This window comes from Pseudomonas sp. LBUM1664 (assembly GCF_059695895.1).
On the sequence record NZ_CP166791.1, the window covers coordinates 469,045 to 494,411 of the forward strand.

At 61.8% G+C, this 25,367-nt stretch carries 20 protein-coding genes; 10 read left to right on the forward strand and 10 right to left on the reverse strand.

The window, feature by feature from the left end; all coding sequences use genetic code 11:
- Nucleotides 1-68 precede the first annotated feature (68 nt).
- The 3 genes from choV to ACA047_RS02245 form a co-directional block, all read right to left on the reverse strand.
- Nucleotides 69-1,247, reverse strand: a complete 1,179-nt coding sequence (gene choV / locus ACA047_RS02235; RefSeq protein ID WP_497356321.1) for a choline ABC transporter ATP-binding protein — start codon at nt 1,245-1,247, stop codon at nt 69-71.
- Nucleotides 1,244-2,089, reverse strand: coding sequence for a choline ABC transporter permease subunit (gene choW / locus ACA047_RS02240; RefSeq protein ID WP_092333375.1), 846 nt, complete (start codon nt 2,087-2,089; stop codon nt 1,244-1,246). The genes choV and choW overlap by 4 nt, the downstream gene beginning before the upstream one ends.
- 65 nt (nt 2,090-2,154) lie before the next feature.
- Nucleotides 2,155-3,102 (reverse strand): choline ABC transporter substrate-binding protein, encoded by a 948-nt coding sequence (locus tag ACA047_RS02245; RefSeq protein ID WP_497356323.1) that lies wholly within the window; start codon nt 3,100-3,102, stop codon nt 2,155-2,157.
- A 424-nt stretch (nt 3,103-3,526) separates the two neighbouring features.
- On the opposite strand from ACA047_RS02245, the gene ACA047_RS02250 reads away from it, so the two are divergent.
- Entirely contained in the window at nt 3,527-4,903 is a 1,377-nt protein-coding gene (locus tag ACA047_RS02250) for an L-serine ammonia-lyase (protein WP_497356325.1), read from the forward strand.
- Nucleotides 4,904-5,358: 455 nt separating this feature from the next.
- Complete coding sequence (gene gbdR / locus ACA047_RS02255) at nt 5,359-6,462, forward strand: choline metabolism transcriptional regulator GbdR (RefSeq protein ID WP_013694424.1); 1,104 nt, start codon at nt 5,359-5,361, stop codon at nt 6,460-6,462.
- 106 nt (nt 6,463-6,568) lie between these two features.
- On the opposite strand, the gene ACA047_RS02260 is transcribed toward gbdR, so the two are convergent.
- The 5 genes from ACA047_RS02260 to ACA047_RS02280 form a co-directional block, all read right to left on the reverse strand.
- Nucleotides 6,569-6,832 carry a hypothetical protein gene (locus ACA047_RS02260; protein ID WP_497356327.1) on the reverse strand — a complete coding sequence of 88 codons (264 nt, stop codon included), beginning with the start codon at nt 6,830-6,832 and terminating at the stop codon, nt 6,569-6,571.
- 270 nt (nt 6,833-7,102) lie between these two features.
- Nucleotides 7,103-7,570: a thioesterase family protein gene (locus tag ACA047_RS02265; RefSeq protein ID WP_497356329.1), complete on the reverse strand. Its 468-nt coding sequence runs from the start codon at nt 7,568-7,570 to the stop codon at nt 7,103-7,105.
- Between the two features lie 127 nt (nt 7,571-7,697).
- Nucleotides 7,698-8,663, reverse strand: a complete 966-nt coding sequence (locus ACA047_RS02270) for an L-carnitine dehydrogenase (RefSeq protein ID WP_497356331.1) — start codon at nt 8,661-8,663, stop codon at nt 7,698-7,700.
- Nucleotides 8,664-8,719: 56 nt separating this feature from the next.
- Nucleotides 8,720-9,607 carry a 3-dehydrocarnitine:acetyl-CoA trimethylamine transferase CdhC gene (gene cdhC / locus ACA047_RS02275; protein WP_497356333.1) on the reverse strand — a complete coding sequence of 296 codons (888 nt, stop codon included), beginning with the start codon at nt 9,605-9,607 and terminating at the stop codon, nt 8,720-8,722.
- A 71-nt stretch (nt 9,608-9,678) separates the two neighbouring features.
- Entirely contained in the window at nt 9,679-10,623 is a 945-nt protein-coding gene (locus ACA047_RS02280; protein WP_497356335.1) for a choline ABC transporter substrate-binding protein, read from the reverse strand.
- Nucleotides 10,624-10,815: 192 nt separating this feature from the next.
- Between ACA047_RS02280 and ACA047_RS02285 the strand changes: the two genes are divergently transcribed.
- Nucleotides 10,816-11,775: a GlxA family transcriptional regulator gene (locus tag ACA047_RS02285; RefSeq protein WP_497356337.1), complete on the forward strand. Its 960-nt coding sequence runs from the start codon at nt 10,816-10,818 to the stop codon at nt 11,773-11,775.
- Between the two features lie 153 nt (nt 11,776-11,928).
- Here ACA047_RS02285 and ACA047_RS02290 read toward each other — a convergent pair whose 3' ends face one another.
- Together ACA047_RS02290 and ACA047_RS02295 are read right to left on the reverse strand one after the other, a co-directional pair.
- The gene (locus ACA047_RS02290) at nt 11,929-12,345 is read right to left on the reverse strand and encodes a DUF3010 family protein (RefSeq protein ID WP_497356339.1); all 417 of its coding nucleotides are present in this window, start codon (nt 12,343-12,345) and stop codon (nt 11,929-11,931) included.
- Nucleotides 12,346-12,402: 57 nt separating this feature from the next.
- Nucleotides 12,403-12,804, reverse strand: a complete 402-nt coding sequence (locus ACA047_RS02295; RefSeq protein WP_497356341.1) for a lysozyme inhibitor LprI family protein — start codon at nt 12,802-12,804, stop codon at nt 12,403-12,405.
- Between the two features lie 233 nt (nt 12,805-13,037).
- Here ACA047_RS02295 and ACA047_RS02300 point away from each other — a divergent pair, with 233 nt between their 5' ends.
- The 7 genes from ACA047_RS02300 (at nt 13,038) to ACA047_RS02330 (ending at nt 25,297) form a co-directional block, all read left to right on the forward strand.
- Entirely contained in the window at nt 13,038-14,015 is a 978-nt protein-coding gene (locus ACA047_RS02300; RefSeq protein WP_497356343.1) for a dipeptidase, read from the forward strand.
- Nucleotides 14,016-14,095: 80 nt separating this feature from the next.
- Entirely contained in the window at nt 14,096-14,626 is a 531-nt protein-coding gene (locus ACA047_RS02305) for a DUF5943 domain-containing protein (RefSeq protein ID WP_497356345.1), read from the forward strand.
- 15 nt (nt 14,627-14,641) lie between these two features.
- Entirely contained in the window at nt 14,642-16,702 is a 2,061-nt protein-coding gene (gene dgcA / locus ACA047_RS02310) for a dimethylglycine demethylation protein DgcA (protein WP_497356347.1), read from the forward strand.
- A gap of 170 nt (nt 16,703-16,872) precedes the next feature.
- Nucleotides 16,873-18,837, forward strand: coding sequence for a dimethylglycine demethylation protein DgcB (gene dgcB, locus ACA047_RS02315; RefSeq protein WP_497356349.1), 1,965 nt, complete (start codon nt 16,873-16,875; stop codon nt 18,835-18,837).
- Nucleotides 18,837-20,057 carry an electron transfer flavoprotein subunit alpha gene (gene etfA / locus ACA047_RS02320; protein ID WP_497356351.1) on the forward strand — a complete coding sequence of 407 codons (1,221 nt, stop codon included), beginning with the start codon at nt 18,837-18,839 and terminating at the stop codon, nt 20,055-20,057. Before dgcB ends, etfA begins: the two co-directional genes overlap by 1 nt.
- 15 nt (nt 20,058-20,072) lie before the next feature.
- On the forward strand, nt 20,073-20,843 hold the full coding sequence (gene etfB / locus ACA047_RS02325) for an electron transfer flavoprotein subunit beta (RefSeq protein WP_497356353.1): 771 nt from the start codon (nt 20,073-20,075) through the stop codon (nt 20,841-20,843).
- A gap of 1,001 nt (nt 20,844-21,844) precedes the next feature.
- Entirely contained in the window at nt 21,845-25,297 is a 3,453-nt protein-coding gene (locus tag ACA047_RS02330) for a GMC oxidoreductase (RefSeq protein WP_497356355.1), read from the forward strand.
- The last annotated feature ends 70 nt before the right edge of the window (nt 25,298-25,367 follow it).

Below are 25,367 nucleotides of genomic sequence, written 5' to 3' on the forward strand. Positions count from 1 at the left end.
TTCAAATTTGATACCCCGCACAAACAAAAACGCCGCGAGATGATCGCGGCGTTTTTGTTGGCGTTGGCTTAGCCCAGGTTCTTGCCGAGCAGTGCGTGGTACAGCTCACTGTCGCCCAGAATCCCGACGACCTCCTGGTTATCGTGAAGCACCAGTTTGTTGCCGGTCTGGTAGCGAATCTGCAAGGCGTCGCGCATGCCGATGTTGGAGTCCACCAGGGTCGGGCGACGGCCCAGGTCTTCGACGGCTTGGCCCGGCACCCAGTTTTGCAGGTCCAGCGCCGCGCCGTTCTGCCGGGCGCCCTTGATGGTGTTGCCTTCGGCCAGGTCGAGCCAGGAATCGCCGCCCGGGTCCAGGCACACCGAACCGTTGACGCGCTTGCAGTTGTCCAGGGTGCGCATCAGGCTGCGGCCGCAGAGTACGTTGAGCGGGTTGGTGTGGGCGACGAAGGTGCGCACGTAGTCATCCGCCGGGTTCAACACGATTTGTTCCGGCTTGCTGTACTGGATGATCCGGCCGTCTTTCATGATCGCGATGCGGCTGCCCAGCTTCAGGGCTTCATCGAGGTCGTGGCTGACGAACACGATGGTTTTGCTCAGCTTGCGTTGCAGTTCCAGCAGTTCGTCCTGCAGGCCCTGGCGGATCAGCGGGTCAAGGGCCGAGAAGGGTTCGTCCATCAACAGGATGTCGGCGTCCATCGCCAGGGCGCGGGCCAGGCCGACCCGTTGCTGCATACCGCCGGACAACTCGTCGGGTTTCTTGTTGCGCCACTGGGTCAGGCCCACCAACTCAAGCTTTTCGTCGACCAGCTTGCGTCGTTCCTTTTCCGGGCGGCCCTGCATTTCCAGGCCGAAGCTGATGTTCTCGCGCACCGTCAACCAGGGCATCAGGGCGAACTTCTGGAACACCATGGCGATGCGTTTGGTGCGCATCATCTTCAGCTCGGCGGGTGTGCAGGAAGCAATGTCGATCTGCCGGCCTTCGTGCTCGACGAACAACTTGCCGCGACTCACGGTGTTCAGGCCATTGATGCAGCGCAGCAGGCTGGATTTGCCGGAGCCGGAAAGGCCCATCAACACGCAGATTTCGCCTTTCTCGATGTCCAGGCTGGCTTTTTCCACACCGACGATTTGCCCGGTTTTCTTCAGGATTTCGTTGCGGGTCATGCCTTGGTCAAGCAATTTGAGGGCTTCGCGTGGATCCCTGGAGAAGATCACGTCGACCTGGTCGAAGCGGATTATGCTCATGCGTCACCCCCTACTTTGGCGTCGGGTTGTTTGCAGATTCGGTCGAGCATGATCGCCAACAGTACGATCGCCAGGCCCGCTTCGAAGCCCAGGGCGATATCGGCGGTGTTCAGTGCGTTGACCACGGGTTTACCCAGGCCGTCGGCACCCACCAGCGCCGCGATGACCACCATCGACAACGACAGCATGATGCACTGGGTGATACCGGCCGCGATGCTGGGCATCGCATGGGGCAGTTCGATGCGCGACAGCAGCTGGCGACGGGAGCAGCCGAAGGCTTTGCCGGCGTCCATCAGTTCGTCTGGAACGTCGCGGATGCCCAGGTAGGTCAGGCGGATGGGCGCGGCAATCGCGAACACCACCGTGGAGATCAGACCTGGGACTACACCCAGACCGAAAAGGGTCAGGGTAGGAATGAGGTACACGAAGGTCGGCACGGTCTGCATCAGATCGAGCACCGGACGCATCAGGGTGTAGAACATCGGCTTGTGCGCGGCAACAATGCCCAGCGGCACGCCGATCAAAACGCAGACCAGGGTGGCGAACAGCACCTGGGCGAGGGTTTCCATGGTTTCCTGCCAGTAACCCAGGTTCAGGATCAGCAGAAAGGACGCGATGACGAAGACGGTCAGGCCCCATTTGCGCTGGATGAAATGAGCCAGCAGGGCAATGAGGCCGATCAGGGCCAGCGGGTTGAACCAGGTCAGCGCAAACGTCACGCCGTGAATCATCGTTTCCAGAAACAAGGCGATCGCGTCGAAGGTGTTGGCGCCGTGTTGCGTCAACCATTCGACGAAGCCCGCTATGTACTGGCCCAAGGGTATTTTCTGATCAATGAGCATGGTAGTGAACGTCCGCATGCAAGGGATAAACAGCCCGGGCGGGCGAACCCGCCCGGCATAAGCAATTATTGGGCGAGCTTGGCTTTCACGGCCTCCAGGCCTGGTTTACCGTCAATGGTGGTCACGCCAGCGAGCCAGGTATCGAGCACCTGTGGGTTTTTCTTCAGCCACGCCTTGGCGGCGGCGTCAGGCTTCATCTTGTCGTCGAGCACGTTGCCCATCAGCGTGCTCTCCATGTCCAGGGTGAACACCAGGTTTTTCAGCAACTGACCAACGTTGCTGCATTCCTGGGCGTAGCCCTTGCGGGTGTTGGTGTAGATGGTTGCCTGACCGAAGTTCGGGCCGAAGTAGTCGTCACCCCCGGTGAGGTACTTCATCTTGAAGCGGGTGTTCATCGGGTGCGGTTCCCAGCCCAGGAACACCACGGCGGTGCTGCGCCGCTGGGCGCGATCGACCTGCGACAGCATGCCGGCTTCGCTGGACTCGACGACCTTGAAGCCGGCGTCCTTGAGGCCGAAGGCGTTCTTGTCGATCATGCTCTGGATCAGGCGGTTGCCATCGTTACCCGGTTCGATACCGTAGATCTTGCCGTCCAATTCCTTCTTGAACTTGGCAATGTCGGCGAAATCCTTGAGACCTTTTTCATACAAGGCTTCGGGGACCGCCAGGGTGTACTTGGCGTTCTCCAGGTTGGCGCGCAGGGTTTCCACGGTGCCCGCTTCGCGATAGGCCTTGATGTCGTTTTCCATGGTCGGCATCCAGTTGCCGAGGAACACGTCCATGTTCTTGCCGTCGGCCAGGGACTTGTAGGTCACCGGTACGGAAATCATGGTGGTCTTGGTCTTGTAGCCCAGGGCGTCGAGTACCACGCTGGTCGTGGCCGTGGTCACGGTGATGTCGGTCCAGCCGACATCGGAGAAGTTAACGGTGCTGCATTGTTCGGGTTCTGCAGCGTTGGCCAGCATTGGAAGACTCAACATGGCGGCCAACAACAACGGCGTGGAACCTTTCATGGGTGGACTCCTGGTGTTTTATCGGCAGTGTCCGGTCAGGACAACCGCGCTTATGGATGTTGCGGTTGGTGGCGCGTGGGCACTCTTCTGACACGCGGCCTTGCAAACGAGCCGTAACTGATCATGTACCAGTGCAAATCTGACGCCTACAGGGTGGGTCGTATCCAGTACAGGGAGGGTCGCATCCAGTGTCGGTGACGTCGTTTACAGATTTTTTCCGCCCTTGGCAGGCCCCTGATACGCAAAAAAACGGCGTAAAACCGGGGTAAGAACCGGGCGGCGCTGGTGGGCATGATTGCGTCGGTGTCAGACGTCGAACGCCAGGGCAAAAGCCCGATGATGCGGCCATCCCGGCGTTGAGCGTAGCAGCTCCGTCACCGGGCGCTCCTGCGCCCGGATGTGCTCGTTCTGGAGGTTCTCGGCAATGGCAATCAGCGTGTTCGACCTGTTCAAAATCGGTATCGGCCCGTCCAGTTCTCATACCGTGGGGCCCATGCGCGCCGCGGCGCTGTTCGTTGAAGCCCTGCGACAAAAAGCGCTGCTGCACGATGTGCGCCGGGTCGAGGTGCAGTTGTTTGGCTCCCTGTCGGCCACCGGCATCGGCCACGGCAGCGACAACGCCGTAATCATGGGCTTGATGGGCGAGTGGCCGGACGCAATCGACCCTTCGCAGATTGGCACCCGCATCGAGCTGTTGCGCGAAACCCAGACTCTGCTGCTGGACGGTCGCTTGCCGGTGCCTTTCCTGTGGTCCCGGGACATGCGCCTGATCGATGAAAACCTGCCGTTCCATCCCAACGCAATGACGCTGGTGGCCGAGGGCGACAACGGTGAGTTGCACCGTGACACCTATTATTCGGTTGGCGGTGGCTTCGTCGTCGATCAGGCCCAGGCGTCCAGCGGCGTGGTGGACCTGGATCGCACCGAGCTGCCTTACGATTTCTCCAGCGCTGAAGAACTGCTCGAACTGTGTCGCACCCACCACCTGCGGGTGGCCGAATTGATGATGGCCAACGAAAAGGTCTGGCGCCCGGAAGAGGAGATCCGCAGTGGCCTGATGAAACTTTGGCGGGCGATGCAGGATTGCGTCGAGCACGGCCTCAAGCATGAAGGCATCCTGCCTGGCGGTTTGAATGTGCGCCGGCGTGCGGCCAAATTGCACCGCAGCCTGCAAGAGCTGAACAAGCCGAATGTCATTGGCTCGACCCTGAGCGCCATGGAGTGGGTCAACCTGTTCGCCCTGGCGGTCAATGAAGAAAACGCCGCCGGTGGGCGCATGGTCACGGCGCCGACCAATGGCGCGGCGGGGATCATTCCGGCGGTGCTGCATTACTTCATGAAATTCAGCGAAGCGGTCACCGACGCCAACGTAGTGGATTATTTCCTCGGGGCGGCGGCGGTGGGGATCCTGTGCAAAAAGAATGCATCGATCTCCGGCGCCGAAGTCGGTTGCCAGGGCGAAGTCGGTTCAGCCTGCGCCATGGCGGCGGCCGGTTTGGCGGAAATTCTTGGCGCCACGCCGGAGCAGCTGTGCAACGCGGCGGAAATCGGCCTGGAACATAACCTCGGCCTGACTTGCGACCCGGTGGGCGGCCTGGTGCAGGTGCCGTGCATCGAGCGCAACGCGATTGCTGCGGTGAAAGCCATCAATGCCGCACAAATGGCGCTGCGCGGTGATGGCCAGCATTTCATCTCGCTGGACCGGGTGATCCGCACCATGCGCGATACCGGCGCCGACATGCATGACAAATATAAAGAGACATCGCGGGGTGGGTTGGCGGTCAGTGCGGTGGAGTGCTGAGGCCGGGCTGCATTCCTACGCAGAGCGTGGGAACGATCACTGCTCACTAAATGAACACCAACGGGTAAACGCGCCACCTTTTAGCGCGTCGCAAACAGACAAGACGCCTGTGCTCGCTTCAACTGCGGTATGCCGCCCTACCGTCCGTCATCCGCGCCTGTGGTGATACCCGTTGCGCAAGCGCCGAAGCCCTGTTCCCACAAGTGCTACCGATCTGCTCACAGACCGCTGTGGCAAGTGCCTGCCGCCATTGATGAGGCTTATAACCCGTACTCGATGTGCGCCTTATATAGACAGGCTGCGATGTCGTTTTCAGGAGTTATTGAACGCGCATTCAATTTTAGGCATGGCAATTGCTCTATCCCGATAAAGCCCCGTCTCACGCAAGAGAACGATGGCAATAACAAGAGCCTCCGCCTGAGGCCATCACCCGCTTTGTGTGAGGAGATACCGCGATGACGACGTCCAACTCCGGGGCCCAGCCCCAGAACCGTGCGCCTCAATCCATCGGCTTTTTGCTGTTGGACAATTTCACGCTGATTTCCCTGGCGTCCGCGGTAGAACCGCTGCGCATGGCCAACCAGCTGTCCGGCCGCGAGCTGTATCGCTGGACCACCCTCACCGTCGATGGTGGGCAGGTCTGGGCCAGTGACGGTTTGCAGATCACCCCGGACGCCTCCATGCACAAAGCACCGGCACTGGACACCGTCATCGTCTGTGGCGGCATCGGCATCCAGCGCACCGTCACCCGTGAACACGTGTCGTGGCTGCAAGGCCAGGCCCGTCAGTCCCGTCGCCTCGGCGCGGTTTGTACTGGCAGCTGGGCCCTGGCGTGCGCCGGCCTGCTGGACGGTTTCGATTGCAGTGTGCACTGGGAATGCCTGGCGGCGATGCAGGAAGCTTTCCCGCGGGTATCGATGAGCACTCGCTTGTTCACCCTCGACCGCAACCGCTTCACCAGCTCCGGCGGCACCGCGCCGCTGGACATGATGCTGCACCTGATCAGCCGCGATCACGGTCGTGAACTGTCGGCGGCGATCTCCGAAATGTTTGTCTATGAGCGCATCCGCAACGAGCAGGATCACCAGCGCGTGCCGCTCAAGCACATGCTCGGCACCAACCAGCCGAAGTTGCAGGAAATCGTGGCGCTGATGGAAGCCAACCTCGAAGAGCCGATCGACCTGGACGAATTGGCGGTGTACGTCGCCGTGTCCCGGCGTCAGCTGGAGCGCCTGTTCCAGAAGTACCTGCACTGCTCGCCGTCGCGCTATTACCTCAAGTTGCGGCTGATTCGTGCGCGGCAACTGCTCAAGCAGACGCCGATGTCGATCATCGAAGTGGCGTCGGTGTGCGGTTTCGTCTCCACGCCGCACTTCTCCAAGTGCTACCGCGAATACTTCGGCATTCCACCGCGCGACGAGCGCGTAGGCTCCAACACCACGCAACAGGTGGCGATGATGCCGCTGCCACAGGCCTTGGTGCTGTCGCCGCTGTCCGGCCCGCTGTCGGCGTTGAGCCAGGCGCGTAATGAGTCGACGTTTGCCAGTGTAAGGCTCTAGACCGAGGCGCCTGTATTCGCGAGCAAGCCCGCTCCCACATTCGACCGTATTCTCACGGTAGAACTCGGTCAAATGTGGGAGCGGGCTTGCTCGCGAAAGGGATCAATCAGGCGCTATGGTTCTGTTGGTATTGCGCCAATGCCGGTAACAATTGCTTATCTATCGCCCGGCGCACGGCCGGCAGGATGGTCGCACTGCTGGTGTACATGTTCTTGACCATCAGGCGCAGTTCATTGGCGCGGGCCTGGTCCAATCCCCGCACTGCACACTGGCAGGCCTGCTCGGCGGTGGAGCCGCTGGGTATCTGCAGTCCCAGGGCCTTGAGCTGGCCCAACAGGTCTTCCTGGTCGATCAATTCGGCGTGCATCATGACGCTTTTCCTTGTTCAGGGATTGGGGTCGTGACTCGATTCTGGTAGCCACCCGCAGCGGCGGCAAGGGCAAATTGTCGCAATGGCCCGGATACCTATGAACAGGTCGTTTTCGGCTAACTCGAACAGGCGAGGACTGGGCACACTGGCCTCAAGCTGAATCACGATGGTTTGGTCACCCTCGCGCGACAGCTCCTCCAGTCACGCAACCTGCCCCGATCCTGTCACGGCTTGATCGGGGATTTTTTTGCTCGCGTGATTGCTGATCGTTTATGGCAGTGCGATGACTCGACCGATGTACGCCGGTGGCGGCAGGTCGGATTGCTCCTCGATCAGTGCGCTGAGCTTGCCCAGGGTTTGCTCGGTGAAGGGTGTCGAACGCGGGCCGGCCAGGTCGACGTGCAGCAGCATTTGTTCATTGCCCGCGAGCGCTTTGTCCCCGCCTGACAGGTGCAGGCTGTGGTAGAGGTGCAGGCGTTTGGAGTCATGGCCGATGATTTGTGTGTGCACCTCTACCTCGGCGTCGAGCTTCACTTCGTGCAGGTAATTAAGGTGCAGTTCGAGGGTGAACAGCGAGTGGCCACTGGCTTCGCGGTTCTGGCTGTCCATGCCGAGCCCGTCCATCAGGGCGTCGGTGGCGTAGCTGAATATCAGCAGGTAAAAGGCATCGCGTAGATGGCCGTTGTAATCGACCCATTCGGGGAGGATGCGGGTTTGGTAGGTGGTGAGGGTGGGCATGATGACAATCCAACTGAAGATTGGGATTCATGTGGGAGCGGGCTTGCTCGCGAAGGCGGTGTATCTGCCGCAAGATATTTAGCGGATGTACCGGCCTCTTCGCGAGCAAGCCCGCCCCCACAGGGGACTATTCGGTGAAGGCCATTCCATGCTTGGCCTTGGTGGCCTTCACCGCCGCCAGCACCGCCAGCAGGCAATCATCACGATAGCGCTCCAGGGCCGAAATGCTGTGGTTGCCCAGTTGTTCACGCGTGCCGTCCACCACGTCGTCGATCAGTTTCTCGGTCAGCTCCGGCGCCGGCAGGTAGGTCCAAGGCAGTTGCAGCGCCGGGCCGAACTGGGCCATGAAGTGGCGCATTCCGGCATCGCCGCCGGCCAGGGTGTACGTCAGGAACGTGCCCATGAACGACCAGCGCAATCCCGCGCCAAAGCGGATGGCGTCATCGATTTCGCCAGTGGTGGCCACGCCGTCGTTGACCAGGTGCAGCGCCTCGCGCCACAGGGCTTCGAGCAGCCGATCGGCGATGAAACCGGGCACTTCCTTGCGCACGTGCAGCGGCCGCATGCCGAGGGATTGGTACACCTGCATCGCTGCCTGCACTGCTTCGGGCGCGGTGTTTTTGCCGCCCACCACTTCCACCAGCGGCAACAGGTAAACCGGGTTGAACGGGTGCCCGACCACGCAGCGTTCCGGGTGGATGGAACCTTCGTAGAACTCGCTCGGCAGCAGCCCTGAAGTGCTGGAGCCGATCAGCGCGTTCGGCTTGGCGGCGGCGCTGATCTGGCTGTGCAGTTCGAGTTTCAGCTCCAGGCGCTCGGGGGCGCTTTCCTGGATGAAGTCGGCGTCGCGCACGCATTCTTCGATGGTCGCGACAAAGCGTAGCCGGTCCTGCGAGGCACCGGGTGCCAGGCCTTGTTTCTCCAAGGCGCCCCAGGCGTTGGCGACGCGCTTGCGCAACGCCGACTCGGCACCCGGCGCCGGGTCCCAGGCCACGACGTCCAGGCCATGGGCCAGGGCCCGGCTGACCCAGCCGCTGCCGATCACACCGCTGCCCAGGGCGGCGAAGGTTTTGATGTCGGTGATAAAGCTCATGGTGATTTCCTGAAAAGAGTGAAGATCCCCTGTGGGAGCAAGGGGGAGGTGTCTGGTCAGCCGCGTTGGGTCAGGCCCATTTTCTTGCGGCCCTCAGCCGGGGTAAGCACGCGTGCCCCGAGGCGGCTGAGGATTTCGCCGGCGCGTTCCACCAGTTGGCCATTGGTGGCGAGTACGCCCCTGTCCAGCCACAGGTTGTCTTCCAGCCCGACCCGTACGTTGCCCCCCAGCAGCACGGCCTGGGCGGCCATTGGCATTTGCATGCGGCCGATGCCGAAACCGGCCCACACGGCGTCTGCCGGCAGGTTGTCGACCATGGCTTTCATGGTGGTGGTGTCGGCCGGCGCCCCCCACGGAATGCCCAGGCACAGCTGGAACAGTGGGTTGTCCAGCAGGCCTTCCTTGATCAGTTGCTTGGCGAACCACAGGTGACCGGTGTCGAAGATTTCCAGTTCGGCCTTGACCCCCAGCTCGGTGATGCGCTTGGCTCCCGCCCGCAGTTGCGCCGGGGTGGAGACGTAAATAGCGTCGCCGTCGCCGAAGTTCAGGGTGCCGCAATCCAGGGTGCAGATTTCCGGCAACAGCGCTTCGACGTGGGCCAGGCGGGTCAGCGGGCCCACCAGGTCGGTGTTGGGACCGAACGCCATCGGGTGTTCGCCGCCACCGATCTCCAGGTCGCCGCCCATGCCGGCGGTGAGGTTGACGATGATGTCCACGTCCGCCTCACGGATACGCTCCATCACCTCGCGGTACAGCGCCACGTCGCGGCTGAACTTGCCGGTCAGCGGGTCGCGAACGTGGCAATGGACCACCGTGGCCCCGGCCTTGGCGGCCTCGACGGCGGCCGCGGCGATCTGTTTCGGGGTGACCGGTACGTGAGGGCTCTTGGCGCTCGTGTCGCCAGCACCGGTGAGTGCGCAGGTGATGATGACGTCGTGGTTCATGGTGCGGGTTCCTTCAGGCGAGGTGAGTCACTGCGCAGTCGCTTGGCGCTGCGCAGAGGGATAACGTTTGTTCAGTGGCTGGTCAGTTGCAGGTTGTCGGCGGCTGGTTTGCCATCGAAGGTGGTCACGCCTTCGAGCCAGCGCTGCTTGTCTTGCGGATGGTCCTTGAGCCATTGCCGGGCCGATTCGAGCGGATCCTTGTGATCCAGCAGCGGCTGCATCATCCGGCTCTCGTCTTCGGCGCTGAAGGTCAGGTTGCTCAGTAGGCGGCTGACGTTCGGGCATTGCTGGGCGTAGTCCGGCGCGGTGACGGTCCACACCGTGGCCATGCCTTCGTTCGGGCCGAGGGCGTCTTCGCTGCCGGTGAGGTAGGTCATTTGCACGTTGATGTTCATCGGGTGCGGTGCCCAGCCGAAAAACACCACGGCTTCCTTGCGCCGCACGGCGCGATCAACGGCCGCGAGCATGCCGGCCTCGCTGGACTCCACCAGCTGGAACTTGCCCAGGCCGAACTGGTTCTTGGCGATCATCGCTTTGATCTGGGTATTGGCGCCGGAGCCAGGCTCGATGCCATAGATCTTGCCGCCCAGTTCCTTCTCGAACTTGGCGATATCGGCGAACGTCTTCAGGCCCTTGTCAGCCAGGTAAGTCGGTACGGCCAGGGTGGCGCGGGCATCCTTGAGGCTTGGCTGTTCCAGCACCTTCACCTGCTTGGCCTCAACGAACGGGGTGAGGGTCTGGGTCATCAGCGGGTTCCAGTAGCCCAGGAACATGTCCAGGCGCTGGTCGCGGATGCCGGCGAAGATAATCTGCTGGGAGGCACTGGTCTGTTTGGTCTTGTAGCCGAGGCCGTCGAGCATCACCTGGGTCAGCGCGCTGGTGGCGATGACGTCGGTCCAGTTGACCACGCCCAGGCGCACGTTCTGGCACGTAGCGGGCTCGGTCGCCATGGCGGCGGAGCCCAGGAAGGTGGTACCGCTCAATGCAAGAACGCAGTAGTTGATCAATCGTTTCATGGCGGGGTCCTCGGCAGATCATTGTTATGGGGTCCGGCATCTACGCGCCGGTGATGCCAAGTTACGCAGCCGGGTCTTTGGCAAAGCGCACTGCGGCGACTCGCTCTTGCACTGCAGCGACCTGTCCTCTTGAACGGCCCTTGCAACTGGGGTATCAAGGTCCGCACGCGACCCGCCAACCGAGTGCGCTCCATGTCCCAGGATTTCTACTTCTTGTTGATGCCGGGTTTTTCGGCCATCGGTTTCATTTCGGCGATCGAGCCATTGCGGGTCGCCAATCGCTTTCGCGGCGAGTTGTACCGCTGGCATGTGTTGAGCGCCGATGGCGGGGCGGTACTGGCGAGCAATGGCATGTCGGTCAACGCCGATGCGACCCTTGAGCCGCTGAAGAAGGGCGCCACGGCCTGGGTGGTGGCGGGGTTCGAACCGCTGAAGTTCGCCACCCCAGCATTGGAGCGCTGGCTGCACCGGCTGGACAACGAAGGCGTGACCCTGGGCGGGATCGACACCGGCAGCGTGGTCCTGGCCGAGGCGGGGCTGCTGGAAGGACACCGTGTGACCCTGCATTGGGAAGCGATCGAGGCGTTCAAGGAGTCTTATCCACAACTGAGCGTGACCCAGGAGCTGTTCGAAATCGACCGCCGTCGCATCACTTGCGCCGGTGGCACGGCTTCCATCGACCTGATGCTGGATCTGATCGGTCAGGCCCACGGCGCCGAACTGGCGATTCAGGTCAGCGAACAATTCGTGCTCGGCCGCATCCGCCCGCGCAAAGACCACCAGCGCATGGAAATCGCCAGCCGTTACGGCATTCGCAACAAGAAGCTGGTGCACGTCATCGGCGAGATGGAAACCCACAGCGAACCGCCCCTGAGCACCTTGGCCCTGGCCGAGTCCATCAACGTCACGCGGCGCCAGCTCGAACGCCTGTTTCGCCTGCACCTGAACGACACCCCCAGCAACTTCTACCTGCGCCTGCGCCTGGAAAAAGCCCGGCAACTGCTGCGTCAAACCGACATGAGCGTGTTGGAAGTGAGCATCGCCTGCGGCTTTGAATCACCGTCGTACTTCACCCGCAGTTATCGGGCACGGTTTGCGCGCTGCCCGCGAGAGGATCGGCGGCGGCAGGGGGATGGGCGGGAGGTGGTTTGACAGAAGATTTCAGGCTACACACAAGGCAAATGTGGGAGCGGGCTTGCTCGCGAATGCGACTTAACATCCAACATCAGTGTTGACTGAAATTCCGCTTTCGCGAGCAAGCCCGCTCCCACAGAGATCTGCTTTGCTTAGGATGTTGTGTCGGGCTTATTTCTTCACCAACGCCGAACACGCCGCCTTATACGCCTCATGCTGATACTTGTTCAGCGTCGCCGGTAGGGCGAAGTCGTGTTTCTTGTTCTGTGCATTGATGGTCTGCGGCGACAGCAGTGTCACCTCGCAGCCCTCCAGCAACTGGAAAACCCCTTCGATCTTGAACGTGGTCGGCCCGCCGGCGAACTCGCCTTTCTTGCTGCGCTTCTTGATGGCAATGCGTTCGATACCGTTATCCGCCACAAACGCCCGCACCTGGGCAGCAAAGGCCTTGACGTTGACGGCTTCGTCATCGTCGTCCAGGGCAATTTTCTTGGTATTCAGCGCGACGTGGCTCAACGCCTGTTGATCCAGCGAGGCAACGGCGATGATCGCTTCGCTGCCTTTGATTTCGATGCCGCAGATTTTCATGTGAATCCCTTTACCGGTGGTGCGTGCAGCTTACCGTGCTAAGCGGTTTCTGACGCATCACTCCTGCCCAATCGACTCCAAAAACTCCGATCGATCATCGCTCATCTGGGCCATGCAGTCGTTTTCGGCGATTTTGTAGGCCTCGCTGCCGGGTTTGGCCGGGAAGGCTGCGATGGCGCAGTCGGCGTCCCGCTGTTTTTGCCACAGTTGTTGGGCGGTCTTGATCTTGGTGGTGATGTCGTTGAGTTGGGCTTTGTCACTGGCGTAGCGGGTTTGCAGGCGTTCGTTGAGGCCCTGCAGGTTTTCGCTGAGCAATTGTTCGGCGGCGTTTTTGCCGTAGACCGAGCAGGCCAGGGTCTGGACGTCGTTTTCCACGGCGTCGCAGGGGTTTTGTTCGGTGTCTTGGGTCGCGTGTGCGACGGTGCTGATCAGTGCCAAAGCCAGGAGTATTGATTTCATTGCGCCGCCGCTCGAGTCCAGTGAAAGCCAGTAATGGCGGATTCTGGCGCAAGCGCCGGGTAAAGAACAGACGGGTAGGGTGGGCCAGTCACAGTCCTTTACCTGTGATTGACGCTTTCGGCAATTCCCCTGTCGTTTTTGCACCCGGTCGCCACGGCCCTCAGGCATATGCTGGCCCCAAAGCGCCGGCACACGATTCGGCGCATGAATCGCTGACAAAAGGGGACTGCCTGATGAGCCCAGCGCAATTGCACGCCGACAGCATCGTTATCGACGGGCTGATCATTGCCAAGTGGAACCGCGACCTGTTCGAAGACATGCGCAAGGGCGGCCTGACCGCAGCCAACTGCACCGTGTCGGTGTGGGAAGGTTTCCAGGCCACCATCAACAACATCGTGGCCAGCCAGAAACTGATCCGCGAGAACAGCGACCTGGTGATCCCGGTGAAAACCACCGCCGACATCCGTCGCGCCAAAGAACAAGGCAAGACCGGCATCATCTTCGGCTTCCAGAATGCCCACGCTTTCGAAGACCAACTCGGCTATGTCGAGATCTTCAAGCAGCTGGGCGTCGGTGTGGTGCAGATGTGCTACAACACCCAGAACCTGGTGGGCACCGGCTGCTACGAGCGCGACGGCGGCCTGTCGGGCTTCGGTCGCGAAGTGGTGGCCGAGATGAACCGGGTCGGCATCATGTGCGACCTGTCCCACGTCGGCTCCAAGACTTCCGAAGAGGTCATCCTCGAGTCGAAGAAACCGGTCTGCTATTCCCATTGCCTGCCGTCCGGCCTGAAAGAACACCCGCGCAACAAGTCCGATGAAGAGCTGAAATTTATCGCCGACCATGGCGGTTTCGTCGGCGTGACGATGTTCGCGCCGTTCCTGGCCAAGGGCATCGATTCGACCATCGACGACTACGCCGAAGCCATCGAATACACCATGAACATCGTCGGTGAAGACGCCATCGGCATCGGCACCGATTTCACCCAGGGGCACGGCCAGGACTTCTTCGAAATGCTGACCCACGACAAGGGCTATGCCCGTCGTCTGACCAGCTTCGGCAAGATCATCAACCCCCTGGGCATCCGCACCGTGGGCGAGTTCCCGAACCTCACCGAGACGCTGCTCAAGCGCGGCCATCCTGAGCGGGTGGTGCGCAAGATCATGGGCGAAAACTGGGTCAACGTCCTGAAGGACGTCTGGGGCGAATAAACGCCGCCGCATCACTGAGTCCTTGACCCGCGGCCCTCTGCGCCGCGGGCAATACCACGAATTTCCGGAGTCAAGTTTCCATGGCCAAAATCGCCCCTCAACTGCCTATCGAAGTCGACAGCGAAACCGGTGTCTGGACCTCCGACGCCCTGCCGATGCTCTACGTGCCGCGTCACTTCTTCGTCAATAACCACATGGGCATCGAAGAAGTGCTGGGCGCTGACGTCTACGCCGAGATCCTCTACAAGGCTGGCTACAAATCCGCCTGGCACTGGTGTGAAAAAGAAGCCGAATGCCACGGGCTGGAAGGTGTCGCGGTGTTCGAGCACTACATGAAGCGCCTGTCGCAGCGCGGCTGGGGCCTGTTCAAAATCCAGGACATCGACCTCGACAAAGGCACCGCCAGCGTCAAGCTCGAACACTCGGCATTCGTCTACGTCTACGGCAAGGTCGGGCGTAAAGTCGACTACATGTTCACCGGCTGGTTCGCCGGCGCCATGGACCAGATCCTCGCCGCCCGCGGCAGTGCGATCCGCACGGTGGCCGAGCAGGTCTACGGCGGTTCCGAAGAAGGCCACGACGACGGCCTGTTCATCGTCAAGCCGTTGTAAGTCGAGGATCGCGCCATGGCTTTTGAAGCAATGTTCCAGCCGATCCAGATCGGCAAACTGACCATCCGCAACCGCGTACTCAGCACGGCCCACGCCGAGGTATACGCCACCGACGGCGGCATGACCACCGACCGGTACGTGAAGTATTACGAAGAGAAGGCCAAGGGCGGCATCGGCCTGGCGATCTGCGGTGGCTCGTCGGTGGTTGCCATCGACAGCCCGCAGGAATGGTGGAGTTCGGTGAACCTGTCCACCGACCGGATCATCCCGCACTTCCAGAACCTGGCCGACGCCATGCACAAGCATGGCGCCAAGATCATGATCCAGATTACCCACATGGGCCGTCGCTCGCGCTGGGACGGCTTCAACTGGCCAACCCTGATGTCACCGTCCGGCGTGCGTGAGCCGGTGCACCGCGCCACCTGCAAAACCATCGAGCCGGAAGAAATCTGGCGGGTGATCGGCAACTACGCCAGCGCTGCCAAGCGTGCCAAGGCCGGTGGCCTGGACGGCGTCGAGCTGTCTGCCGTGCACCAGCACATGATCGACCAGTTCTGGAGCCCGCGGGTCAACAAGCGTACCGACGAATGGGGCGGCAGCTTCGAAGGCCGGATGAAGTTCGGCCTGGAAGTCCTCAAAGCCGTGCGCGCTGAAGTGGGTGACGATTTCTGCGTGGGCATGCGCATCTGCGGTGACGAGTTCCACCCAGACGGTTTGTCCCACGAGGACATGAAGCAGATCGCCAAGTACTACGACGACACCGGCATGCTGGATTTCATCGGCGTGGTGGGCTCGGGTTGCGACACCCACAACACCCTGGCCAATGTCATCCCGAACATGAGTTATCCACCGGAGCCGTTCCTGCATCTGGCCGCCGGTATCAAGGAAGTGGTCAAGGTTCCGGTGCTGCACGCGCAGAACATCAAAGACCCGAACCAGGCCACGCGGATCCTGGAGGGCGGTTACGTCGACATGGTCGGCATGACCCGCGCCCACATCGCCGATCCGCACTTGATCGCCAAGATCAAGATGGGCCAGATCGACCAGATCAAGCAGTGCGTCGGTGCCAACTACTGCATCGACCGTCAGTATCAGGGCCTGGACGTGCTGTGCATCCAGAACGCCGCGACGTCCCGTGAATACATGGGCGTGCCGCACATCATCGAGAAATCCACGGGGCCCAAGCGCAAGGTGGTGGTGGTCGGTGCCGGCCCGGCCGGGATGGAAGCGGCGCGCGTGGCCGCCGAACGTGGGCACGACGTGACCCTGTTCGAGAAAAAAGAATTTATCGGCGGGCAGATCACCACCGCCTCGAAAGCCCCGCAACGGGACCAGATCGCCGGTATCACCCGCTGGTTCCAACTGGAGCTGGCGCGGCTGAAAGTCGACCTGCGCCTGGGCGTGGCGGCTGATGCTGCAACCATCATGGACCTGCGTCCGGACGTGGTGGTGCTGGCCGTTGGCGGGCATCCGAACCTGGAGCAGAACGAGCACTGGGGCGCCGCCGAAGGGCTGGTGGTCAGCAGCTGGGATGTGCTCGACGGCAAGGTTGCGCCGGGCAAGAACGTGCTGGTCTACGACACCATTTGTGAGTTCACCGGGATGTCGGTGGCCGACTTCCTCGCCGACAAGGGCAGCCAGGTCGAAATTGTCACCGACGACATCAAGCCAGGCGTTGCCATTGGCGGGACCTCGTTCCCCACCTACTACCGCAGCATGTACCCCAAGGAAGTGATCATGACTGGGGACATGATGCTGGAGAAGGTCTACCGCGAAGGCGACAAGCTGGTAGCGGTGCTGGAGAACGAATACACCGGTGCCAAGGAAGAGCGCGTGGTGGATCAGGTGGTGGTGGAAAACGGCGTGCGGCCCGACGAAGAAATCTACTACGCGCTCAAGGAGGGTTCGCGCAACAAGGGCCAGATCGACGTCGAAGCCCTGTTCGCGATCAAGCCCCAACCGTGCCTGGAGCAGAGCGGTGATGGCTATCTGCTGTTCCGCATCGGCGACTGCGTGGCGCAGCGTAATACCCACGCCGCGATCTACGACGCCCTGCGGCTGTGCAAGGATTTCTAACGGCTTGTGGATAACCCTGTGGGAGCAAGGCTTGCCCGCGACAAATGTGACGCGCAGCATCTGACTGACCAAGTTGACTGCATCGCGGGCAAGCCTTGCTCCCACAGGAATCGAGCAAGACATCCAGGTTTCTGTGCCTGCAAGACCTGAGGTCTTTGGGAGCTTCACCTATGTTCAACACCCTTCTTCCCATCCTGCTGTTTGCCGCCATGGGCCTTGCTGCCCTTGGCGCCTTGCGGCGGGTGAACATGTGGCGCCGGGGCCGACCGTCAAAAGTCGACCTGATCGGCGGCCTTTTCGCCATCCCCAAGCGCTACATGGTGGATTTGCACCATGTGGTAGCGCGGGACAAATACATCGCCAACACCCACGTCGCCACGGCGGGCGGCTTTGTGCTGGCGGCGGTGCTGGCGATCCTGGTGCACGGCTTCGGCCTGCAGAACCGCATCCTGGGCTATGCCTTGCTGTTCGCCACACTGCTGATGTTCAGCGGTGCGATTTTCATCGCCCTGCGTCGCCGCAACCCGCCGTCACGCCTGTCCAAAGGCCCGTGGATGCGCCTGCCCAAGAGCCTGTTCGCATTCTCCATCAGCTTTTTCCTGGTGACCTTGCCGGTGGCCGGGATCTTGCCGGCTGACTTCGGCGGCTGGGTGCTGGTAGCACTGTTGGGCCTGGGCGTGTTCTGGGGTGTGTCGGAGATGTTCTTCGGCATGACCTGGGGCGGGCCGATGAAACACGCCTTTGCCGGTGCCCTGCACCTGGCCTGGCACCGTCGTGCCGAGCGCTTTGGCGGCGGCCGCTCCACCGGGCTGAAACCACTGGACCTGAACGACCCCACCGCGCCGCTGGGCGTGGAGAAACCCAAGGATTTTACCTGGAACCAACTGCTCGGCTTCGACGCTTGCGTGCAGTGCGGCAAGTGCGAAGCTGCGTGTCCGGCCTTTGCTGCTGGCCAGCCGCTGAACCCGAAAAAACTCATCCAGGACATGGTCGTCGGCCTGGCCGGCGGCACCGATGCGAAATTTGCCGGTAGCCCCTATCCATCTATTAACGGCGGGGGCAAACCTGTGGGCGAACATGCTGGCAACCCCCATCAGCCGATCGTCAGCGGCCTGGTGGACGCCGAGACGCTGTGGTCGTGCACCACTTGTCGGGCTTGCGTCGAGGAATGCCCGATGATGATCGAGCACGTCGATGCCATCGTCGACATGCGCCGGCACCTGACCCTGGAAAAAGGCGCCACGCCGAACAAGGGCGCCGAGGTGCTGGAAAACCTCATCGCCACCGACAACCCTGGCGGTTTCGCCCCGGGCGGGCGGATGAACTGGGCGGCGGACCTGAACTTGAATTTGCTCAGCGAGAAGAAATCCACCGACGTGCTGTTCTGGGTCGGCGACGGTGCTTTCGACATGCGCAACCAGCGGACCCTGCGCGCCTTCGTCAAAGTGCTCAAGGCGGCGAAAATCGACTTCGCCGTGCTCGGTCTCGAAGAGCGCGACAGCGGCGACGTGGCCCGGCGCCTGGGTGACGAAGCGACGTTCCAGCTGTTGGCCAAGCGCAATATCCAGACCCTGGCCAAATACAGTTTCAACCGCATCGTCACCTGCGACCCCCACAGCTTCCACGTGCTGAAAAACGAATACGGCGCTTTCGATGGCAACTATCGGGTGCAGCATCACAGCACCTACCTGGCTGAAGTCATCGACGCCGGTGCCCTGAACCTCGGCCAGCACAAGGGCGACAGCGTGACCTATCACGACCCCTGCTACCTGGGCCGCTACAACGGAGAATACGAGGCGCCGCGCCAGGTGCTGCGTGCGTTGGGCATCGAGGTCAAGGAAATGCAGCGTTCCGGCTTCCGCTCCCGTTGCTGCGGCGGTGGCGGCGGTGCGCCGATCACCGACATCCCGGGCAAGCAGCGCATCCCTGACATGCGCATGGAGGACATCCGTGAAACCGGTGCCGAGGTGGTGGCAGTAGGTTGTCCACAGTGCACCGCCATGCTCGAAGGCGTGGTTGAACCCCGGCCGTTGGTTAAGGACATCGCTGAACTGGTGGCCGACGCCCTGCTCGAAGACGCGGCCCCGAGCAAAACCGCGACCCCGGCCAAACGTGAACCTGCGGAGGTGCATTAATGAGCGACGTTATCCGCCGCGACCCTCGCGCCGAGTGGATCGCCCGCAACCGCTTGCACCCGCTGCACGCGGCCATGCAACCGGTACAGCACAGCTGGATGGGGCCTAACGGCGTCATTCGCAAGAATGTCCACGGTGTGGGTTTCATCGGCCCCAACGGCATCAAGCGCATCGACCGCAGCGGTGCCCAGCAGGGCGGCGCGACCAAACGCACCGCCGCCGCTGAAGTGCAGTTGCCGTTGCACCAGGTGCTGCAACCGGCGTTCTACATCAGTGTGGTGCCGGACATGGTCGGTGGCCGCCTCAGCAGCCACGACCGCGATCTGCTGGGCCTGGCCCATCAGCTTGCGGGTCCGGAAGGCGCGGTGCTGGCGGTGGTGTTCGGCGAGCACAAGGAAAATGCCTTCGCCACGGCGGGTGTCGACCGTTTGCTGGTGCTGGACGGTGACGAATTCAACGGTTATGCACCGGAGCAACGGGTCCAGGGCCTGCGGGCTGTGGATAACCAGTTCAACCCGCGTCATTGGCTGCTGCCGGACAGTCGCAGCGGTGGCGGTGAACTGGGTCGACGCTTTGCCGCGGCCCTGGGCGAACGCCCGGCCACGCGGGTCTGGCAGGTCAAGGACGAGGCGTGCATTGGCCGTGCCGGTGCCGGCCTGCAAGACCTGGCCCGACCCTTGGCGCGGTTGATCCTGGCGGCGGCCGAATGCGCCGAGCCGGTCAGCGAAACCCGCCACGAAGCCTTGCCGGTGGAGTTATCCACAAGCGTGGCCCGCAGCTTGTCGCGCATCGAAGACTTGGGTGCCGTGGCAGTGGACCCGGGCGCGATTCCAATGGCTGAGGCCGAATTCATTTTCTCCGGCGGCAACGGGGTCAAGGACTGGGCACTTTTCCACCAGACCGCTGCGGCCCTGGGCGCCACCGAAGGCGCTTCGCGGGTGGCGGTGGACGACGGCTTCATGGCCCGGGACCGTCAGGTCGGCGCCAGCGGCACCTGGGTTACGGCACGGGTCTACGTGGCCGTGGGGATTTCCGGGGCGATCCAGCACCTGCAAGGCATCGGTGCCTGCGACAAGGTGGTGGCGATCAACCTCGACCCGGGGTGCGACATGATCAAACGGGCGGACCTGTCGGTGATCGGCGACAGCGCGGCGATTCTCCAGGCCTTGATCGCGGCGGTAGAGGCTTACCGCAACGAAGCCAAGCGCGATGCGGCTTAAGCAAAGGATAAGTTTATGAGTACCCAAGTGATCAGCCTCGTGTCCATCGGCGCCCACCCCACTTCCGGTCGACCTCGGCGCGCGGAGCAGGATGCCCGGGCCGTGGAGCTGGGCCTGCAACTGGCTGGCAACGACCTGCAAGTGCTGCATGCCGGTGATGTCGCTGAACCGGCTCTACGCGCGTACTTGGGCATGGGCCTGGACGAACTCCATGTATTGGAAAACCCCATCGGGGCCGACGCACTGCCGGCCCTGACCGATTACCTGCGCGATGCCGGTGCCCAAGTGGTGCTCACCGGCAGCCAGGCGGAAACCGGCGAGGGCTCAGGGATGCTGCCGTTCCTGCTGGCGGAAAACCTCGGCTGGCCGTTGGTGGTGGGGCTGGCCCAGGTCGAATCCATCGACAGCGGCGTGGCCCTGGTGCTGCAAGCCTTGCCCCGCGGCCAACGGCGTCGCCTCAAAGTACGCTTGCCGTTTCTGGCAACGGTGGATAACGCCGCGCCTAAACCCCGGCAAAGCGCCTACGGCCCAGCCCGGCGTGGGGCATTGCAGGCTGAAGAGGTCCAAGTGATCGACGACACCTTGCTGGCGGTGGCCACCCTGCAACCGGCCAAGCCACGACCCAAACGCTTGAAAGTGATCAAGGCCAAGAGCGGCGCCGACCGTATGAAAGCCGCCACGGCCAAGGCCAGCGGCGGAGGCGGGCAGGTGCTCAAGGGCGTGAGCCCTGAGGCGGGGGCCGAGGCGATTCTCAAGTTGCTGATTGAGGAAGGGGTGGTTCGTTAGTCCTAAGATTGCTCGCTCCCACAGAGGATGTGTGTTTACCCACAATCCCTGTGCGTGCGCCTGTGGATAACCTGTTCGCCCCTCGCTACACCCCGCGCGTATAAAGCCTTTCAGGCCTGCGCTCAAAAAATGATCAAACTAACTATCGGTTTTTATTGGCTTTTTCTGTGAATTTTCAACCGAACTTGCCCCCAATCTTTGTTGGCGCTTCTGTGGATAAGATGTTCGCTCTCCGCTACAAGCCATACGCAGCGGTGCCTTCAGGGTGTTGATCATTAAATGATCAATTCGCGGTTTTTATCTAAGAAACTCCCCCAAAACCCTGATTGACACGGTGCTGGGACGGTTTTCCACAGATTCGTCAGAATTACCCCCAAACACTGTTGGTGCTTCTGTGGATAAGGTGTTCGCTCTCCTCCAAACGCCATGCCAGGCAAGGCTTGCAGGCGTTTGATCAAAAAACAACCGATAGGCCGGAAAAACCGTGATTGTTCATAAGTCACGGTTTTTATTCACTTTGCCGCTGGAAACATGCCGGACATGCACACACTTGTCCCCATTTGCTGTGGGTGGTCATGTGGATAACTTGTTCGCCAAACGCTGCAAGCCACAGCCGGCATAGCGCAAATCGCGATAGATCAAATTTCATACAGTTCTAAGTCGCTGCCTTGACGAGGGTCTGTCACCTGTCTTCACTCCAATGGCACAAGGACATCGCCACTTTATCCATGTCAGGTTCAGGGAGAACGCATGATGGATAGCTCGCCCCCTCGCTCACATCCAATTTCATCTGTGACGTGCGTCCCGACGCCTCCAACGTTGTTGCCCAAACGCATCCATCGCCGCGCTGCCAATCAGCGTGCTCGCCTATAGCGCCTGAGTTTTCCCGTAACACCGTTGACTGCCGCTCGAACCCGTACGGGATAGTGGCCAGGCGTTCGTGCGCCTGTTGATTTGCAGGCAACCGCAGAGTTGCCCCATCTGCCTGAGAGGACTTGAACATGACGCGGATCGCGACCCCCATCAGTGAAATCAAGGAGCATTACGACGTGATCGTCATCGGTTCCGGCTACGGCGGTGGCATTGCCGCTTCGCGCCTGTCCCGGGCCGGGCGCAAGGTGTGTCTGCTGGAGCGTGGCCGGGAGATGCAGCCCGGCGAGTACCCCAACACCCTGTTGGCTGCCACCGAGGAGTTGCAGGTGCATGACCCGGATGGCCACATCGGTTCGCGCACCGGGCTGTTCGACCTGCACGTCAACGCCCAGCAGAACGTGGTGGTCGGTTGCGGCCTGGGTGGCACCTCGCTAATCAATGCCAACGTTTCACTGGAGCCGGAGCCCGGTGTGTTCGAGGACCCACGCTGGCCGCAAGCGGTGCGTGATCACCGCGACACGCTGCTCAAGGAAGGCTATGCGCGGGCCCGGGAAATGCTCAAGCCCAACCCTTATCCGGCCTCGGAGCCGAACTTGCCCAAGCTCGACGCCCATAAAAAGTCGGCCGATTACCTCAAGCAAGGTGCGCATTTCTACAAGCCGCCGATCAACGTGACGTTCGACAAACTGCCCAACAACCTCAACCACGTCGGCGTCGAGCAATTGCCGTGCAACGGCTGCGGCGATTGCGTCTCGGGTTGTAACAACAAGGCCAAGAACACCACGCTGATGAATTACCTGCCAGATGCCTGGAACCACGGCGCGGAAATTTTCTGCCAGGCCCAGGTGCGGCATCTGGAGCGCGACGGCGACGGCTGGATCGTGCACTTCCAGTACCTGGACAGCGGCCGCGAGTTGTTCTCGGCGCCGACCCTGTTTGTGCGGGCCGACATCGTGGTGGTGTCCGCCGGCACTTTGGGCTCCACCGAAATCCTGCTGCGTTCCCGGGACAAGGGCCTGTCGATGTCCAACCAATTGGGCGAGCACATGAGCGGTAACGGCGACATCCTCGGGTTCGGCCACAGCTGCGACCAGACCATCAATGGCATCGGTTTCGGCGCTCATTCGGCCAAGGAGCTGGAACCGGTGGGGCCGTGCATCACCTCGATCATCGACATGCGCACCGAGGGCGACTGGCGTAGCCGCATGGTCATCGAGGAAGGTTCGATTCCCGGCGCCCTCGGCAGGGCCATGGTTCCGAGCATGGCGGCATTCGCCGGGATGATCGGCGTGCCCACTGACACCGGCTTCGGTGCCAGCCTCAAGTACAAGGGGCGCGAAGCCGAGAGTTTCCTGCGCGGCCCCTACTACGGTGCGCTGCATAACATGCAGACCTACCTGATCATGAGCCACGACAACGGCAAGGGCCGCATGGTGCTCGACAGCAAGGACCAGTTGCGCATCGACTGGCCCGGCGTGGGTGAGCAGGAAAACGTCACCCTGGGCAATGAACGCCTGCACCAGAGCACCAAGGCGCTGGGCGGGATCTGGGTCGAGAATCCGATCTGGACCAAGTTGCTCAAACACAGCATCGTTTCGGTCCACCCGTTGGGCGGTTGCGTGATGGGGGAAGACGCGACGCAAGGTGTGGTCAACCACAAGGGCCAGGTGTTCAGTGGTGCCAGCGGTGCGGATGTCTACCCGGGCCTGTACGTGACCGACGGTGCGGTGATCCCGACCTCCCTGGCGGTCAACCCGCTGTTGACCATCTCGGCGGTGAGCGAGCGCAACATGGGGCTGCTGGCGGCCGATCGTGGTTGGCTGATCGATTACACGCTGCCCTCGGCCCCGAGTAAACCGGTGGCGGTGCCGACCCTCGGCGTGCAGTTCACCGAAACCATGAAAGGCTACTTTTCCACGGCCTTCACCCAGGCCCAGGGCACCGACCTCGCCCTTTACGAAGCGGCGGCCAAGCTCGGTAAGGCCGACAACTCGCCCATCGAGTTCACCCTGACCATCACCGCCGCCGACCTCAACCGGCTGATCAAAGAGCCGGAACACGCCGCGACCCTGGTGGGCACCCTGGACGCGCCGTTGCTCTCGCCTGATCCGCTGGTCGCCAGCAATGGGGTGTTCAACCTGTTCGAGCAATTCCAGGAACAGGTCGGCGTGCGGCACATGAACTACGACATGAAACTGACTGCCGTAGACGGCAGCGACTATTACTTCAGCGCCTTCAAGACCGTGCCCGAGGACGACGGTGTGCTGAACATCTGGCCCGACACCAGCACCCTGTATGTCACGCTTTATCGCGGGCCGGACAAGACCGGCGCGGTGATCGGCTCGGGGGTGATGCACATTTTGCCCGCCGACTTCGCCAAGCAAATGACCACCATGAAAGTGCTCAACGCGCGCAACGAGCGTGAGCGCGTGGAGGCGCTGGCGCGGTTCGGCAAGTTCTTCGCCGGCATCTTGTGGGAGAGTTATGGCGGGGTGTTCGCCGGCGATGTCTACTTCAATCCCGACGCGCCGCCCCGCAGCAAGCGGCCGCTGGATGCCCCGGCGCCGACCGTGCATTTCTTCCCGACCGAAGACAACGTCGAGCTGCGCCTGACCCGGTACCAGGCGGGCAGCAAAGGCCCGGTGATGCTGGTGCATGGCCTGGGCGTGGGCTCGAATATTTTCTCCACCGACACCATCCAGACCAATCTGCTGGAGTACCTGTGCAAGCACGAGTACGACGTCTGGCTGCTGGACTTACGGGTCAGTATTCTGCTGCCGGCCAGCAAGCATGAATGGAACGGCGACCAAGTGGCCGAGTACGACTTCAAGGCCGCCATCGAGCAGATCCAGCAGGCGACCCTGGCCCGTGACGTGCAGTGCGTGGTGCATTGCTACGGCGCGACGACCTTCTTCATGTCGATGCTGGCAGGGTTGCAAGGGGTGCGCTCGGTGGTCTGCTCGCAGATCGCCGCCGATACGGTGGTGGCCACCGCAACCGGTTTGAAGGCCGGCCTGCACCTGCCGGGGATGCTCGACGCCATCGGCATCAAATCCCTTACCGCCTACGCCGACACCAAGGAAAACTGGTTCAACAAACTCTATGACAAGGCCCTCAACGGCTATGCCCGGATCGAGGCCCAGGGCTACTGCACCAACCCGGTCTGCCATCGCATCACCTTCATGTACGCGTCGCTGTACCGCCACGACACCCTCAACGAAACCCTGCACGACAACCTGCATGAGTTGTTCGGCGAGTCGAACATGCACACCTTCGAGCACCTGGCGCTGATCGTGCGCAAGGGGCACCTGGTGGACTTCAAGGGCAACGACGTCTACATGCCGCATTTCGACCGACTGAAGTTGCCGATCTGCTTCATCAGCGGCGCCGACAACCAGTGCTACCTGCCACAAAGCACCCTCAAGACCTACGAGCGGCTGTGCGACCTGCATGGCCCGCAACTGTTCAGCCGCCACGAGGTGCCGGGCTACGGCCACATCGACTGCATCTTCGGCAAGGATGCGGTGGTGGATGTGTACCCGATCATCCTCGAACACCTGGAGAAAACCGCGCTCGGCTGAAACAGCAACTAACCCGTGGCGAGGGAGCTTGCTCCCGCTCGGCTGCGAAGCAGTCGTCGCTTTTGAAGCC